This window comes from Paenibacillus sp. OK060 (assembly GCF_900101205.1).
Classification (GTDB): domain Bacteria; phylum Bacillota; class Bacilli; order Paenibacillales; family Paenibacillaceae; genus Paenibacillus; species Paenibacillus marchantiae.
The window spans coordinates 353,732-370,064 of sequence record NZ_FNFR01000006.1 but is presented as its reverse complement, the minus strand read 5'-3'; the positions used below and the strand labels follow the sequence as shown (position 1 = coordinate 370,064).

Genomic DNA, 16,333 nt, shown 5'->3' with positions numbered 1-16,333 from the left:
CGCTCTAACGGTTAATAATGTTCTATAGGATCGTAATAGAGCGAAGGGAGCTAAATCCATGAGCAACTCGAAGCACAGAATATTGATTACGGGAGCAGCGGGAGTCATTGGTCGCAGCCTGCTGGAGGGGCTGAGGGAAAAGGGCAAGTATGACATCGTGGCTGCCGATCTTCATGATGATCCTCAAGCAGGCATTGTAGCGATGGATGTGACCGACGGAGAACGACTGAAAGAGCTGATGCAGGGTGTTCAGACGGTGCTGCATATTGCATGGGCCAAGGATGAAGAAGACTTTCTGGGCAAAGTCCTGCCAATCAACGTTACAGGGGCCTACCATGTGTATGAAGCTGCACGGTTGAACGGTGTACAGCGGGTTATTTTTGCGAGTTCAAATCATGCGACAGGATTTTATCCAACAGGTGAGGATATCGAAGTGGATGATCCATATCGTCCAGATAGTTTCTATGGGCTCAGTAAATGTTATATAGAGCTGCTTGGCAGATATTACGTGGATAAATATGATTTGTCGTCATTCAATATTCGAATTGGCAACTTCTCGGGCGATGCACATCCGCATTCTGAGCGTTCCGCACACATTTGGATATCACCAAGAGATATGGTACAGCTTGCCGAATGCTGCATTGAGGCGGATTCGAGCATGAAATACGTTAATCTATATGGAACTTCAGCGAATACGGACAATTATTATGATATTGGATATCTGGAACAGATGATTGGGTACCGCCCGGAGGACGATGCAGCAGAGCTATGGGAAGAAGCGAAACGTAAGGGAACGCCGGATAAGCAGGATGAGACGGAATATCAGGGCGGAGGATATGTCGCGAAGGACCCGAAATCCTGAAATCCTGAAATCTTAAAGACCTGCAATGTCTCAAGACGTGGAGAACTACGGGTGACTTTGTAGGAAGTACAATGCGGAGAGTTAACTGAAAAGTACCGTTCTGAAAACGCTATTTTCTATTGCGTCCGAAAGGGATAAAATGGAGACTGCAGGGTTGAGGTTTTCATTTTACATACAGGAAGGAACGGTTTTGATTATGAGTACACATTCATCCGTTATACTTTTTCAGGGAGATTCCATTACAGACGGCGGAAGATCGCGCAATGACGATCCGAATCATTTTCTCGGGCATGGCTATGCTTATCTGATCTCAAGCAAACTGGGTGTGGAACTGGCAGCCAAACAGCCAACGTTCTACAACAGAGGGATTAGCGGGGACCGCGCTTCTGATCTTTATGCACGTTGGAACGAGGATACTTTTAGTTTGAAGCCGGATCTGATTAGCATTCTAATTGGTGTTAATGATGCATGGCGTACCATGAATGGCGAACCTAGTGGAGTGACGGATCGTCTTGGACGTGCATATCGTCATTTGCTGGAGGAAACACGGGAAGTAATGCCGAATACCGGGCTGATTTTAATGGAGCCGTTCATTCTTAAAACGGGAGCTACAGTGGAGCTTTGGGATACTTGGCAGGCGCGTATCGGGCAGTATCAAAATCTGGTCCGTGAACTCGCAAGTGAGTTCGGGGCGGTCTGGGTACCTTTGCAGCAAACGTTCAACGATGCTCTCGAACAAGCTGACGCAGCCTACTGGTTATGGGATGGTGTGCATCCAACCGCAGCGGGTCATGAGCTGATTGCCCGTCAATGGCTGTCCGTTGTACAGAATTCTCCACTTGCGATTGGTTAATAGAATTAGAAATATCCAGTTTGAGCTAAAAAGCTGAATGCAACGAGGAACCCTGAGGGGTTCTTCGTTTTTTTATATTGGGACAGGAATTCTGTGGTTAATTTGGTTGGATATGATGGATAACTCTTCAAATGTACAGCATTATCCGGTAAAATGAAATCGGTTACATATAATGAAGGTTTCGTATTCCATATAGATTAGGGTGAATTCAATGGAAAACACCAATCAAAGTAAAGTCAGCTCCATCTGCATCCCGGATTCTACGGTCATTCAGCAGGCAGTACATCGGATGGTACGAGACAGAAATAGGAGTCAGCAGCTTCTGCTTGCTTCAGCAGCACCCTCAATCTGCTCTATCAATGCCATTGGAAAGGCATTATTGCAACCAGAGCTAGCTTCTTTTTACACAGATCTGAGCAGCTATGGGGAACGTGCTCTGAACGAAAGCTTGCCTTCGCTGTCATTCGGTCTTTATCGGAAGTTTGGGGATATAGGGGAACGAAAGTTGTATGAGGATGCGTACTTTGAACGCAGGGGACGTCTGGCGGCAATAGCGCTGCTTGCAGTGGATTCGAATGCGCCGAGATGGATAGAGACATTGGAAGATATGTTGTGGGATGTGTGTGGTGAGTATACATGGTGTTTGCCTGCACATTTGGGTTCGGGGGGAGTGGAACAGGTCAACGGTAATATTGATCTGTTTGCCGCGGAGACGGTACATATGCTGGCCGAAATCGTGACGATTCACGCGGATCGATTGGACGCACGTATCATCCAGCGGATTAGGGCTGAGGCCGAGCGGCGCATCTTCACACCGCTCTATCGGGAACAACGTACCTATCACTGGCAAGATGCAGAGCATAACTGGTCTGCTGTGTGCAGCGGATGCTGTGGCATGGCTGGACTATTACTGCTGGAGGAAGAAGCGATTCTGACGGAATCGGTTGGTCAGGCGATTCGATCCATGCAGGCATTTCTGAGTGGATATGGCATGGATGGTGGCTGTGCAGAAGGCATTGGTTACTGGGTGTATGGGTTCGGCTATTTCGTCTATTATGCCGACATGCTACGCGAATACAGTAAAGGTGAGTTGGATCTGCTGAATGGTTCAAAGATAGCGGCGATAGCAGCCTTCCCACTGCGGGTTCATCTGTCGGGGGGAACCTTCGTGAATTATTCGGATAGTGCGGAGCAGCAAGAGATTCCTTCGGGCTTGCTCTCACTTCTGGCATCTCGTTTCGGTATACAGATCGATCTGCCGTTTCATATTCCTTTGTTTACCGATGATCCCTGTCATCGTTGGGCTCACCTGCTGCGCAACGTGATGTGGAGCAGTCCGGCAATGTACCTGCAAGAAAAGGGGGCTGTTCCGGCGGAACGAGTGATCATTTTGGAAGATTTGGGCTGGATGATTGCGAAGGGAGCACTTGATTCTCCAAGCGCTGAACTTACCGGAGATAAACCTCTCGCTGTTGCTTTTTCCGTCAAGGCCGGGCATAACGATGAACCCCATAACCATAATGATCTGGGGCAATTTATGATTCATTGTGGTGGCGAAAACATTCTTTGTGATCCGGGAGCAGGGCTGTATACACAAGCCTACTTTGCTCCGGGCAGAGAGCGATTGTTCCACATTAGTTCGGCCGGGCATAGCGTGCCGCGGATTGAGGGGAAGGAGCAGAGCTCAGGGCGCGAGGCGCAAGCACAGATTCTTGAGGCGACGGTTTCGGACGATGACCGTACACTGGATACCTGCTTGGAACTGACAGCAGCTTATCCTGAAGCAACTTCGCTCGCTCGTTATACACGCCAGCTGCATTGGAGCGGTTCTGCTAATGATGCCGGGAGCGTAGCAGAACTGCGTCTGAAGGATCGATTTCAATGGAAAAACAGAGCGGCGTCTTCATCAAGCACGTTAAATTCGGTGGGCGAATTGAATCGGTCGAATGTGACGGAGCGGTTTATGAGCAGAAAGGTACCTGAGATCGTACATGAGGGGCAGATTCAATGGCATGGCGAACGAGCAACGGTCTGTATGACGTATGATGCAAACCAATGGCAGGCTGACATAGAGATCATTAATACGGTTGATCATGACAATGTGCCAGTTACATTCTATCGGACATCACTTGAATGGCGAGAGCAGTCGGATAACTCCAGTGCGGGAAGTGATGAAACCGATCTGCTGGAGACGATGTGTGAGCTGAAATTCACGATTGAACCAAAGTGAAAGATGGAGGTGAGCATACGTGAGTAAGTATACAGCCGCATCAATGTATCCATGGAGAGATGCTCTCGAAAATTATCGTACACTGGCGGAAAAGGCGGGGCCTGCCCCATCAGATGGTTGGAATCAGGCTCGCAAATTGGCCCTTGTGGAGAGTGTTGTTCGGGCTTATACACCTTACCAGGACAGTAGTGGCGCCATTATTGATCCGTTCTCGGAGGCCGAGCGATATTATTCCACACCAGCATATGCAATGGCTGCATCGGTTCTTGTTCAAGCGGGACATATGGACCTGCTTGCTTCGGCCGCATCGGCCCTGTCACACAGTATAGATGTTGTTGTGAAGGGTTGTGCACCGGATCATCACCCGGACTTTTTCCCTGTGTTGATGATGAGAGCTTACATCCTGTTGAAGCCGCATATGCCTGAGCAAGCAAAGGTCTGGGCAGAGGCTCTTAAGAAGATACAGCCAGAACAAGATTATGTTTTTACAATGAGAAAAATGAACAATCCCAATCGCATGATTAACTGGAACGCCATCATGATCTCGGGAGAATATCTGCGCTTGAGGGAACATCTCGCCAGTGAGGGTACGGATTGGATGGACCGTTATCTGAATCTGTATCATCTGCCACGATTTACGGCGCTTGGACTATATCAGGACGGGCCGCTGGATCGACCCAATTGTCCATTTTCCTATGATATTGCAACGCGCCATCATCTGGATGTCATGCTTGAAGCGGGTTATGAGGGGGCCTGCGCTGGTGAGTTAAAGGAACAATTACGTCATGGTGCATTCAGTACACTGCTTACACTGTCACCGCTGGGGGAGATTCCTCCGCGTGGACGCAGCTCCCAACATCAATGGAATGAAGCGGCTGCAGCCTACGTATGTTCTGTCCATGCAACACAGGCTTTACAGACTGGAGATCGGGTGATGGCTGGAGCGTTCGCTCGTGCGGCCAATCGGTGTTTCGAAGCGGTGGAGCGTTGGAAGATGGATGATGGGCGTCTGAAAATTGTTCGGAACGAGTATGCGCCTGATGCACGTCATGGCTACGAAATCTATACGAATCATACGGGTTATAATCTGTGGACGGCAGCAGCGCTGGCCCATGCCTGCCTTAGCGATCCTGGTGAAGATGTAACGGAAATATACCTTCCTTCCGAGTTAGGCAACCGGGTGTTGCAGACCGATGGATGGTTTGAAACGATCATTGCCTCGGTACCAGGTCAACAAATGATTCTGCATACAGCTATGAATGATCCATACACGGTTCCCGGTCTCGTGCGTATACAACAGGCGGGATTGTCAGGGCTGATCGGTCCATCCGCTGCTGGACATGCGCAATCTGGATTCACAGAGTTTGCGGAAGGGGAAGTTAGTCCGCTGAGCTATTGTCCTGTCTGGAAGACGGCAGATGGGAACTGGCACAGTCTTGCCGAGGGCATTCCGTCAGGTGCTGATTATGACCGGGATGCCGGGATTAATCCTGCCGATGGCGGAGGTTCGATTTTGCTTGAAACGGTAGATCGAGAGGTCCGAGATGATTCAGCCTCCCCAGAGGAAGATGACGGGAAGCATCAGGAACAGGCCAATGCATTTACAGTGACATGGCTCGGCCCACTAATCGGACTCGATTCACTACGCACCCGTTATGTACAGCAGGCTGATTTACTTACTGTGACATATGAATTCGACGGTGAGCTTGAGGCTGTCGGAGCACTCATTCCATTGATGTTCAGTGACGGGCGCGAGCAGGCTGTCATCACTCATTCCAAGCAGGCTGTGCGCAGCGAGTACCGGGGAGCTTATGTGGAATCCACTGTGCTGGATGAAGGAGCCATCATTCAGCTCAAACCACAGCCGGTGGCATCACGCAATGGGCTGCTGAAGGAAGCACGAATGGAAGTGAGCGGTGGACGAAGTATAACGTTTACGATCAGATTGGGTGTAGTGACATGAGCCTTTTCCGATATCTATATTAGGTCAGATGCGTGGGCATGGATTCTTAATTGGAGATATATCGCAATGATATTGGGGAAGAGCTACGGAAGGTGTGTTGTGTTAGAGCTGGATGTAATCCAAAAAAGTTAGGGTATCGATTAGAGGAGGGATAGATTTATGAATACATCAACATCAGTAAAATGGCTGGAGGAAGCATGGCGGCAAGGAGCGGCCAAAACGATTCGCAACGCGAAGCGCATCAAGGATACATTTCCGCACACTGCCCCGCAGGGCATATATGACCGGAATGATCCCGAATGGTGGACCGCCGGCTTCTGGCCGGGGCTGTTATGGCTTGTCTATGGCGAGTCGCCGGAAAACGAAGCTTTCGCTCCGTTATCCCGCATTGCCGAAAGTTGTGAGCGGCAATTGGAAGGTTGTCTGCGTGATCCCGAATCGGTGGATCACGATCTCGGGTTCATCTGGCTGCTTAGTGGCGTAGCCAACTACCGCCAGACCGGCAGCGCAGATGGCCGGCGGTGGGGAATGCTCGCCGCCAATCTGCTCGCTGCCCGATTTAACGTGCGCGGTGAATTCATCCGTGCCTGGAACTTCAGCTCGTCAACCATGGATACGCGCGGCGTAGCCATCATTGACAGCATGATGAACCTGCCGCTGCTCTACTGGGCATCCGAGCAGAGCGGCGACCCGCGCTTCCGCTGCCTGGCGGAAGCGCATGCGGACACCGTGGCGCGCGAATTCGTCCGCGCTGACGGGTCCATCTGCCACGTGGTGGAGTTCAATCCACTCACGGGGCAGAAGCTGCAGGAGCATGGCGGGCAGGGCCATGCGCCAGGTTCCGCCTGGGCGCGGGGTACCGCCTGGGCGTTGCACGGGTTTGCGCTGTCTTTCCGGTATACGGGCGAAGCCCGCTATCTGGAGACAGCGGAGCGGGCGGCCGATTTCTTCCTCGCCATGCTTGGCGAAGAGATCGTGCCGGTGTGGGATTTCCGCGCACCTGCCGAGCATCAGGTGGCGTGGGACTCGTCCGCTTCGGCGATTGCCGCAAGCGGCCTGTTGGAGCTGGCGAAGCTGTCGCCGCGCGGCGAGGAATATGCAGCCGCGGCAGATCGTATCCTCCGCGGGCTGCATGAGAACTACAGCTCCGGTGAGACGGCAGCGGAAGAAGGTCTAATTATGCAGGGCACGGTGCATTATCCAGAGGGTCGTGGCTTGAATGTGCCGATTATATACGGCGATTATTTCTATATGGAGGCGCTGGCGAAGCTGCGTGGCCGCCCGGGTTTATTTTAGAGAAACGAGAATCAGGGAATCAGGAATGTCACACTTCAAGCGGCGAGTATGCGTGAGTTGCATGAGTAGGCGACCCACCATACAGCCGTTCGAGTGTGCCTGCCTCCTAGTGGGAAAGGGTATTCCTGTCTTGGAGGCGGAGCACACCCTTGGTCTCAGACCGATTTATTTTCGATGCCGGGTGTGCGTCTTAAGATGACAAAGTCGGCCGAGGACTGGTCGGGATACCGCTGAGGAATAATTTCATGTACTTTGAATTCGGGATAGTCGAACAGATAGTCAAAAATATTTCGGTCCTGAATGGTGCTAACTCCTGGATTACCGTTTTCTTTCAAACGAGTGTACAACACAACCCACCCTGACGAAGAGTGCAGAATGTCGTAGAGTGTATTGCGAAAATCCGTTTCATCCGTAATATGATAGAGCACATCCAGACACACGGTGAGATCAGCTTGAAGGAAACCGCGGTTAATCCACAGACCTGGTGTATATAACATGAAACTCTTGGAGGTATCGTTAGCAAACTTGGAGGCGCATAGACGCACCGACGAGCCGGCTACATCGACACCTAGATACGTATTATAATTCATATATTGCAGTTGATTGCCATCCCCGCATCCAAATTCAATGACGCTGGAAATACCCTCACGCTGAATCAGTCCATTTACGACCTCTGCCTTGAATTCAGCCAGTACGCCATACGAACCCCTTCCGGATGTCTCGCCTGAGCTATACGTTTGTTCCCAATATCCTTTGTAGTCAAAAGGCTGACTCATGTTTCTCCCCCGATCATATAAATGAATTCAAAATAGTGACTATACATAGGTTATGCGTAATATTTGCAGGTATGAATCATTTGGAAATCGATAGTTCGGATGAATGAATTCCACGAAATCCCCTGAAAATTCCCTGAAAGTCTAAACATCTGGAAAGAACTTGCCGACATTAAACTAAGGAACAAAATGAAAAGAATCGGGGGGAAATGATGTTAAAGCCAAGATTGACCAAGTACATGGTGATGATGCTGGTATTGGTGCTGAGTATTTCCAACGTAGGCTTGGCCGCTGCGGCAGATAAAGAACTGTCCAAAATTGTAGTTTCCAAAAATGAGCTGTCGCTCGAAGTGGGTGATTCCAGTTCGGTTACGGTGACAGGAGTATATACCGACAATACATCGGCTAACGTAACCATCAGTTCTTCCTGGAGTAGCAGTGATACTTCGATAGCGACTGTATATAATGGTGCCATTACTGCCAAAAAGGAAGGTACGGCAACCATTACAACGTCGTATCTGTCTCAGAGTCAAACGGTTCAGGTGAATGTAACCAAAAAGGTTAAAGCCCTTTCCAAAAACGTGCAGTCCCTGGACTTGCGCACAGGGGATAGCAAAGACATTATTTTGACAGCAACTTACAGTGATAATACGACGAATGCAGATGCATCCAAAGTAGCTGAATGGTCATCCGATGACGAGAAAGTGGCAACGGTTGTGAATGGTAAAGTTACTGGACAAAGCGCCGGTACAGCTGTCATCACAGGTAAAGTCGGCAGTCAAAGCGTGACTGTGGATGTTAATGTTGAGGTTGTTAAACGTGTGGATGTGGACAAGAAGCAGGTCAATCTGCTCTTGAACAAAAGCGAAACTGTAAAATTGACAGCCACCTATCCAGATGGCACAACCAAAGATGTAACGGATCTGGCAGAGTGGACGTCAAGTAATGAAAAAGTAGCAGATGTATTAAAAGGTGAAATTACAGGATACTCCGCAGGTTCTGCTAAGATTACAGCCAAATACGGAACGAAATCCGTATCCGTAGATGTGGATGTTGATCTGACAAGCAAACTGAGTGTGGAGAAACAGAGCATTTTCTTCCGTTTGAGCGAGTCCAATAAAACGGCAAATGTAGTATTGACTGCCTCTTACCCGAGCAGTGCTGATGTGAATGTAACGGATCAAGCAACATGGACATCCAGCAACGATAAGGTAGCGACGGTATTTAAGGGACAAGTTACAGCGATTGGTGCGGGTTCTACGACAATCAAAGCAACGTATAGCGGCAAAACAGTGGAAATCACGGTTGACGTTGATACGGCAAGATATCTGGATATTGCGGGAGTCGAAGATAAACTGGCTATGAGCGTTACAGGTGATAACAAAACCAAGAAACTGGTAGCCAATGCAGAATATATTGATGCAAGTACGGAAGACGTAACTTCCAAAGCAACTTGGACATCCAGCAATGCGGATGTTGTATATGTGTCTGGCGGCGAGCTGATCGCCTATAAATCGGGAAATGCAACCATCACTGCGGCATACGGCGGCAAAACCGTTAAATTTACAGTGAATGTAGATGTTCCGGACAAGTATGAAATGGACAAGAAAAAAGGTTCTGTAGCCGTTGGTGGTACATTGTCTGTGAAAGTATTGGCCGTATACGGTGATACATCCAAAGATGTGTCCGAAGATGCGGATTGGAGCAGCAGCAGTGAGAAACTCGCTGAAGTGGACAGCAAAGGTGTCGTGACAGGTATTGCAACAGGTAAAGTAACCATCACAGCCAAAATTGAAGGTAAAACGTTAACTCTGCCTGTTGAAGTAGGTATGGCTAGCGGGCTGGAGGCAGATGTGAACTTTGTGGTGTTGTCCTCCAAGGAAACACAGCAAATCGTACTCACAGCTACGGATGAAGATGGCTTGACCAAGGATGTTTCATCTGATGCAACATGGAAATCAAGCAACTCCCGCGTAGCCGACGTGAAAAAAGGGGTTATCACTGCCAACAGCAGCGGTAAAGCCAATATCACGGCTGAATATGGTTCCAACAAAGTGACCATTCAGGTTGAAGTGGACGTTATTTCACGCATTGAAGCATCCGAACCGGCTCTTTCCCTGAAAACCGGTGATTCCGCTGATCTTAAGGTTACTGCATATCTGAGCGATGGCAGCGAGCGTGATGTCACGGACAAAGCAGAATGGAAAACCAACAGCTACAAAGTAGCTCAAGTAACCAAAGGTAAAGTAAAAGCGACAGGTTCAGGTAAAGCAAAAATTACAGCGAAATACGGCAGCAAGACGGTAACGATTGCAGTCGATGTAGATACACTGAAATATTTGCAAACCGATAAAGTAACCCTGACCATGAAGCCTGGTGACAAAGCAACCCTGGTTGCTACAGCAACGTATGCCGATGGCAGCGAAGCGAACGTATCCAAGCCGGCACTGTGGAAATCTTCCCGTATTGCGACAGCATCGGTGAAAGATGGCATCATTCAGGCCAATGGTAAGGGTAAAGCAACCATTACCGTGACTTATGCAGGTGTGAAAACCAAAGTGACTGTAGTCGTTGAAGCAAAATAATATCTTCAAGTATGAAGGTAAAACAAGTAATTCTATGTGCGGTGATGACAGTTTAAATGCTGGCATCACCGTTTTTTTTATGGGAAAAATACAAACGAACTAACAATATAAAAAAAGAAACGCCCCGGCACTTGTGCATATATCCATATTGGATATAAAAACACATTGTTCCAAGACGTTCCCCGAATCTAAATAATCAATGAATTACATCGTATGAGACAGAACCAGCGCTCCATATGCGAAAGCAATAACGATGAGGATGGCTGGATGCAGCTTGGTCTTGGTCATGACCCAAAGCGCGATCCCTGCAATGATCAGTGTCTGCCAAATGCCGATGGAATTGGTGGATACCTGACCGAATTCCCATGTAAGTAAGATCATAAGTACAGCAATAACCGGTTGTACGAGCAACGTCATCCCTTTCACCTTTGGTGAAGTGCGATGCTTGTTCAGTAAACGAAGCAGCAGAATTAACGCGACAGCCGAAGGTACAACCGTGGCAAAACTGGCGATGAATGCGCCAAACCAGCCAGCTACCTGATAACCGACAAATGCGGCAATTTTGGTCGCGATTGGACCGGGAAGAGCATTGCCGATGGCCAGTACATCACCGAATTGCTCGGTGGTCATCCACTTGTAGTGGTTGACGACTTCCTCCTGCATTAATGGAATGGAGGCAGGGCCGCCCCCGTATCCCAAGATATTGGCTACAAAAAATCCCCAAAACAATTCCCACCATGTCTGAAGCATCGCTTAGGACACCCCCTTGTCGGAATCGCGTTTGGATTTGAAACGCTGGACCACATCCAGATGGAAGACGCCATATCCGAGAAAGACGGCAATCACAATACCGGGGTGAATATCCAGCAGCTGCAGCAGTACAAAGGCAAGGACACCGAACAGGGCGGCAAAGGTTGTACCGAGTCCCTTCCATGCTTTCTTGGCGAATTCGTATGCCATCATGCCGAGCATGACAAAAATGACCGGGCGAACAGCTGCGACCATGCCTGCTACGATTTTCGATTCGCGCAGCGCGTACATGGAACCAAGCAGCGCAATGATGGCGATGCTCGTCGGCAAAATATGGGCCAGGACGGACACAATAGCACCCAGCACGCCCTTCGTTTTATACCCGAGATACGCGGCCATCTTGGTAGCAATGGGACCAGGCAGAGCGTTGGCAATGGCCAAAATCTCGCCAAACTCATCATCGCTCACCCACTTATAGCGGGTAACGGCTTCATAACGGATCAGTGGAATAACCGAGGGGCCGCCGCCATATCCCAAAATTCCGGTTCGTACCATCCCAATGACGAGACCGTTGTAATCTTTCCAACTCATGCTGATTTCCTCCTAGAGTCTCATGCCCATTCGGCTTTTATATCGTTTTAACAACAGCTGTGATTCTACCTTGACGATGCCTGGCATCTTGTAGAGCTTCTCCAGCAGGAACTGCTCCATCTCTTCCATATCTGCAAAAATACCATGCATGTGCAGGGTACTCGGGCCTGTCATATGATAGAGGCTGGTTACTGCGGGTTCTTCGTCCAGTTTCGCGGCCACTTCATCCAGGAATAGCGGTTCTACATCGACATTGAAAAAGGCAGAGACCTGAAGTCCAACTTTGCCCGGATTGATAACCACGGTGAAGCGTTCAATGATTCCCTTTTCGGATAAGGCATTAATGCGGGCCTGAACGGCCACACGGGACAAACCGATCTGTGCACCCAGATCGGTGTAGGATATCCGGCTATTTTGGTGAAGAGCGGCAATGATTTTACGATCGATTGCATCCAGATTGTGCATTTGCGGGATTTCTCCCCCTTTGGAGGAGCGTTTCTCTGACATGATTGACCATCCTTTTTTTTTAACTATATAGAATAAAAAATTATGATAGAATCTACGTACAATTTGTATGCAGCATTCATATTTTAATGACGAATCGTAATTGGAGTCAATATATTTATTGTAAATGTTGAATTTATCCGATTCAAAGCTTTCATTTTGTCATTTTTACCAATCAGAGATGATGAATGGGAGCAGGATGCAGGCATGAATCGAAAAAGAGACTGTTCACGGAGCACATCCGTAAACAGTCTTCTATATAAAGTACAGGTTGAAGTGACTTAATGAACAGTTTTGGGTAGACAAAAGGTAACTACAGTTCCTTCGCCAGGCTCCGAAGATACTACAAGTGTACCTCCGGCTCCACGAGCTCGCTCCTCCATGCTAAATAGACCAACACCGTTACCAGCCGTCGTACTGTTGAACCCTGCGCCTTGGTCCTCGATTCTCACAACGGTTGCCTCTTCCGAATCTTCCACCGTCACATGTGCTTCTGACACATCGGCGTACTTGGCTACATTGGTTAACGCCTCCTGGATAATGCGGTACATGGCGATCTCTCGGTTCATCTCCAGCCGTTTTCGCAGATTACATTCCAGCTCCACTTCAATCCCGTAGTGCCGGGTATAGTTCTCGATATACGTGCGAATGGCCGGAACGACACCAAGGTCATCCAGTACGGAGGGTCTCAGCTCCCATGCCATGCCGCGTACATCCTCCATAATGCCCGTAACTTGTTTTCGCAGTGCTTCCACACCAGATTGAGGTTGGTCCACCAACAGACGATCCATCTGAATAACAAGAGAGAAGAGACTCTGTCCAATGCCGTCATGCAGCTCACGCGAGATGCGACGCCGCTCCTCTTCCTGAATGTTCATGACCTGGGTCATCATCGTCTGTATCTCAGCTTCGACCCGCTTCAACTTGGTTACCTCACTGCGAACAGCCAAATACTGATAGGGCTCACCATCGTTATCGAGAAAAGGCACAATCGTTGTATTCACCCAATAATGGCTGCCATCCCTGGCACGGTTACGAATCTCTCCGTTCCACACTCGTCCGGAAGAGATGGTTTCCCACAGGTTTTTCATAAAATTCTTGCCGTGATAACCCGAATTAATGATCCGATGATCCTGGCCGATCAATTCTTCCCGATTATATTGTGAAATTTCGCAGAACTTGTCGTTTACATACTGGATCTTTCCTTTGCGGTCCGTGAGGGCTACAATGGACGACTCATCCAAGGCAAACTTCAGATCACTGAGCTGATGCAGGGAACCTTTCAGTCTGCTGCGAAATTCAGTATCTGTAATGTGACTGTCGATTTCCTCTAATAACTGACGCACAGGCTGGTCGGCAAATCCGCTAAGTCTGTTTTTACGTGTGCTACTCAAAGTTCAGCAACCCCTTTTTCATCGCAAACTTCACCAGTTCCGGTCTGGTTCGAAGGCCGAGCTTCTCCATCAGATTGCTTTTGTGGGATTCAACCGTTTTGACACTGATCACCAGATGTTCAGCGATTTCCTTGTTGGCGTAACCCTTGGCAATCCAGGACAAAATCTCTTTCTCTCGTTCGGATAACGTGTCATACGGTCCAGCGTTCTCCTGCTTCGCTTTGTCCAGGTATTCACTCATCAGCCGCTTGGTCGCACTCGGGTATAGATAGGCGCTACCTTCTGCTACGGAACGAATAGCGGCAAGCAATTCTTCATGCGGTGCGCTCTTGAGAATATATCCGGATGCTCCCGCGTGGATGGCGCGGAACAGATATTCTTCATCGTCATGCATGGTCAGGATCAAAATGGAGACATCCGGCATCAATTTCTTCAATTCAGCAGTAGCGGTCAGACCGTCTTTGCCTGGCGGCATGCTGAAATCCATTAAGACCACATCCGGCTTCAGTTCTTGTGCCTTGGCAATAGCTTCATCCCCATCGGCCGCGTCTCCAACAATATGTATATCATTCTTTCCGTCGAGCAGGGCGATCAGCCCGGAGCGTACAACTACATGATCGTCGACAACTAATAATTGAATCACATCATTTTCCTCCTGTCCGGTTCCACAGTTCTTTCTTTATCATACCAAAAAAGAAAGCCATTCAGAGGTTAATCTCTGAATGGCTTCGATTCTCTGTAAGTCCGTGTTACTTCCTATAAGGAAATAACAAGACTTCTTAACGTATTACAGACAGCTGTCTTTATCCGTACACTTTTGGCTGCAGCTGTATAGCGACCTGCTCGGTCTGACGGACCATCTCTGGTGAGAACGTGCAGGGTAATCTGCTGCCAAGGAGCAACACGGCGCCAGGAACACTTCCTTGCTGGAACACAGGCACCGCTATGGCACATACCAACCGCTCCGCAAGCATTAACGGGCAACGGCCGGGTGTATGCTCACCGGTGGATTGTGCATCAGATAGAGCGGTGCGTCCAGTTCGAAGCGCTGTGCCAACCAGATCTTGTCCGGGACGCATCTCCATGCGTTTCACACGTTCGTTACTGGCGCCGGATGTATATTTCCAGCGCAGCATCGTGCCGGACAGACAGGCCAGTCCGCAAAAATCGCTGGAGGTACTCAGGCGCAGGCCGTCGATCATCTCCTGAATGCCAGATGGCAGTTCATCATGCATGAGAGGACACTTCCTTTTTTGGAATCATACCGTACGTTACGGTGTAATCAATATCGTTATCCTGTGGTCAGGGAACATCTTAAAATAAGGGTATTTCGCTGTTGTTTCTATTGTAGCCCCTTTCTTCCGTGTTGTAATTCAGGGAAAACCCCTATTTCCGTTCTGCAATTTGCTGATCCTGTGTATGGACAGGCATTCAGGCCATGAATGGCAAGGCTTTTTTCGATTACGGAGTCGTAAAGGGATCTCGTAAGTGTGATTTATCTCACAGAAAATTCAGGGAGTTTCCCCGTGAGGTTCAGGTAATCCCCCGATAACCCCCACGCTATATTCGCGGTATGATGGATACATAAGGAAACACCGAGGGGGACGATGGTAATGGGTACGGTATTTACAGAAAGAACAACCCAGGCGACACAACAAGAACAGACGGAGGCGAGCAAGATGACACGGGAGACAGGTGGAATCCTTTCGTTCGTGACAGCTGAACAGTGGGGCTTGATCGAGGCGAAGATGCAGCCAAAACGGGTAAAGTCGGGGTACAGTCTCTTTCTGGAAGGCGATGAAGCCGGATACCTGTACTACATTCGCTCGGGAAGAGTGAAGCTGACCAAGTCGACTGAGGATGGGAAAGAAATTATTTTATCGATTCAACAAACCGGGGATCTGATTGGAGAGTTTGGCGGCATTGGCGGATTGACTCATAGCTACAGTGCAGAGATGGCTGGCAAAGGGGAGCTGGGGATCATCTCGCTCAGCGACTTGGAAAGTGTGCTCAGCAAACACGGTGACCTTGCCTTGAAATTCCTGCAATGGATGGCGCTCGCCCAGCGTATCACCCAGTCGCGTTTCCGTGACCTCTTGCTCTATGGCAAGGCAGGTGCACTCGCATCGACGCTCATTCGTGCCAGCAACTCGTATGGCAAAATTACGCCGGATGGCATCGTGCTCGACATGAAGCTGAATCATACCGAATTATCGGAAATGATTGGTGCCACGCGGGAGAGTGTAACGCGCATGTTGGGAGCCTGGAAAGAACAGGGGACGCTGGACACCATGGATGGAAAGCTGATGATTCGTGATCTGGCAGCCTTGCGCTGCATGTGCGGATGTCCGACATTTCCAAGCTGCCCGGTAGAGCTGTGCCGATTGTAATGAAATCAAGTTGAATAGGGTTGTTTCCTTCCATGGCGATTGGGGTCGTTACGGAGAATTCAAAAAAGCTGATGTCCGATGTACTCGGGATCAGCTTTTTTGGCTTGATATGAGCGGCTTGAAGCAGTGGTATTGAATCGAA

The 16,333-nt window shown here is 49.1% G+C and carries 14 protein-coding genes; 7 read left to right on the top strand and 7 right to left on the bottom strand.

Annotated elements, in window-relative coordinates; genetic code table 11:
• Positions 1–58 precede the first annotated feature (58 nt).
• The 5 genes from BLS14_RS23205 to BLS14_RS23185 all read left to right on the top strand — a co-directional run bounded on the left by BLS14_RS23205 (position 59) and on the right by BLS14_RS23185 (position 7,204).
• A complete protein-coding gene (locus tag BLS14_RS23205) occupies positions 59–862 on the top strand; it encodes an NAD-dependent epimerase/dehydratase family protein (RefSeq protein ID WP_072734984.1) in 804 nt (267 codons plus the stop codon).
• Positions 863–1,058: 196 nt separating this feature from the next.
• Positions 1,059–1,715: an SGNH/GDSL hydrolase family protein gene (locus BLS14_RS23200; RefSeq protein WP_090810392.1), complete on the top strand. Its 657-nt coding sequence runs from the start codon at positions 1,059–1,061 to the stop codon at positions 1,713–1,715.
• A gap of 211 nt (positions 1,716–1,926) precedes the next feature.
• Positions 1,927–3,945: a heparinase II/III domain-containing protein gene (locus BLS14_RS23195; RefSeq protein WP_090954168.1), complete on the top strand. Its 2,019-nt coding sequence runs from the start codon at positions 1,927–1,929 to the stop codon at positions 3,943–3,945.
• A 19-nt stretch (positions 3,946–3,964) separates the two neighbouring features.
• Positions 3,965–5,908 (top strand): glycosyl hydrolase, encoded by a 1,944-nt coding sequence (locus BLS14_RS23190; RefSeq protein ID WP_090954166.1) that lies wholly within the window; start codon positions 3,965–3,967, stop codon positions 5,906–5,908.
• A 159-nt stretch (positions 5,909–6,067) separates the two neighbouring features.
• Positions 6,068–7,204, top strand: coding sequence for a glycoside hydrolase family 88 protein (locus tag BLS14_RS23185; protein ID WP_090954164.1), 1,137 nt, complete (start codon positions 6,068–6,070; stop codon positions 7,202–7,204).
• Between the two features lie 155 nt (positions 7,205–7,359).
• Here the strand turns inward: BLS14_RS23185 and BLS14_RS23180 are convergent, their stop codons facing one another.
• Positions 7,360–7,980 (bottom strand): methyltransferase domain-containing protein, encoded by a 621-nt coding sequence (locus tag BLS14_RS23180; protein WP_090810093.1) that lies wholly within the window; start codon positions 7,978–7,980, stop codon positions 7,360–7,362.
• 209 nt (positions 7,981–8,189) lie between these two features.
• Between BLS14_RS23180 and BLS14_RS23175 the strand changes: the two genes are divergently transcribed.
• A complete protein-coding gene (locus tag BLS14_RS23175) occupies positions 8,190–10,562 on the top strand; it encodes an Ig-like domain-containing protein (protein WP_090954162.1) in 2,373 nt (790 codons plus the stop codon).
• A gap of 204 nt (positions 10,563–10,766) precedes the next feature.
• On the opposite strand, the gene BLS14_RS23170 is transcribed toward BLS14_RS23175, so the two are convergent.
• From BLS14_RS23170 to BLS14_RS23145, 6 genes are all read right to left on the bottom strand, one after another.
• Complete coding sequence (locus tag BLS14_RS23170) at positions 10,767–11,312, bottom strand: chromate efflux transporter ChrA (RefSeq protein WP_072734978.1); 546 nt, start codon at positions 11,310–11,312, stop codon at positions 10,767–10,769.
• A 3-nt stretch (positions 11,313–11,315) separates the two neighbouring features.
• Positions 11,316–11,903: a chromate efflux transporter ChrB gene (locus tag BLS14_RS23165; protein WP_063566299.1), complete on the bottom strand. Its 588-nt coding sequence runs from the start codon at positions 11,901–11,903 to the stop codon at positions 11,316–11,318.
• A gap of 12 nt (positions 11,904–11,915) precedes the next feature.
• Positions 11,916–12,410, bottom strand: coding sequence for a chromate efflux transcriptional regulator ChrS (locus BLS14_RS23160; protein WP_063566298.1), 495 nt, complete (start codon positions 12,408–12,410; stop codon positions 11,916–11,918).
• Positions 12,411–12,688: 278 nt separating this feature from the next.
• Positions 12,689–13,801 carry a PAS domain-containing sensor histidine kinase gene (locus BLS14_RS23155; RefSeq protein ID WP_072734977.1) on the bottom strand — a complete coding sequence of 371 codons (1,113 nt, stop codon included), beginning with the start codon at positions 13,799–13,801 and terminating at the stop codon, positions 12,689–12,691.
• Positions 13,794–14,444: a response regulator gene (locus tag BLS14_RS23150; protein ID WP_053780067.1), complete on the bottom strand. Its 651-nt coding sequence runs from the start codon at positions 14,442–14,444 to the stop codon at positions 13,794–13,796. The genes BLS14_RS23155 and BLS14_RS23150 overlap by 8 nt, the downstream gene beginning before the upstream one ends.
• Positions 14,445–14,604: 160 nt before the next feature.
• Entirely contained in the window at positions 14,605–15,036 is a 432-nt protein-coding gene (locus BLS14_RS23145) for a GAF domain-containing protein (RefSeq protein WP_072734976.1), read from the bottom strand.
• Positions 15,037–15,414: 378 nt separating this feature from the next.
• Here BLS14_RS23145 and BLS14_RS23140 point away from each other — a divergent pair, with 378 nt between their 5' ends.
• Positions 15,415–16,191 (top strand): Crp/Fnr family transcriptional regulator, encoded by a 777-nt coding sequence (locus tag BLS14_RS23140; protein WP_244552206.1) that lies wholly within the window; start codon positions 15,415–15,417, stop codon positions 16,189–16,191.
• Positions 16,192–16,333 lie beyond the last annotated feature (142 nt).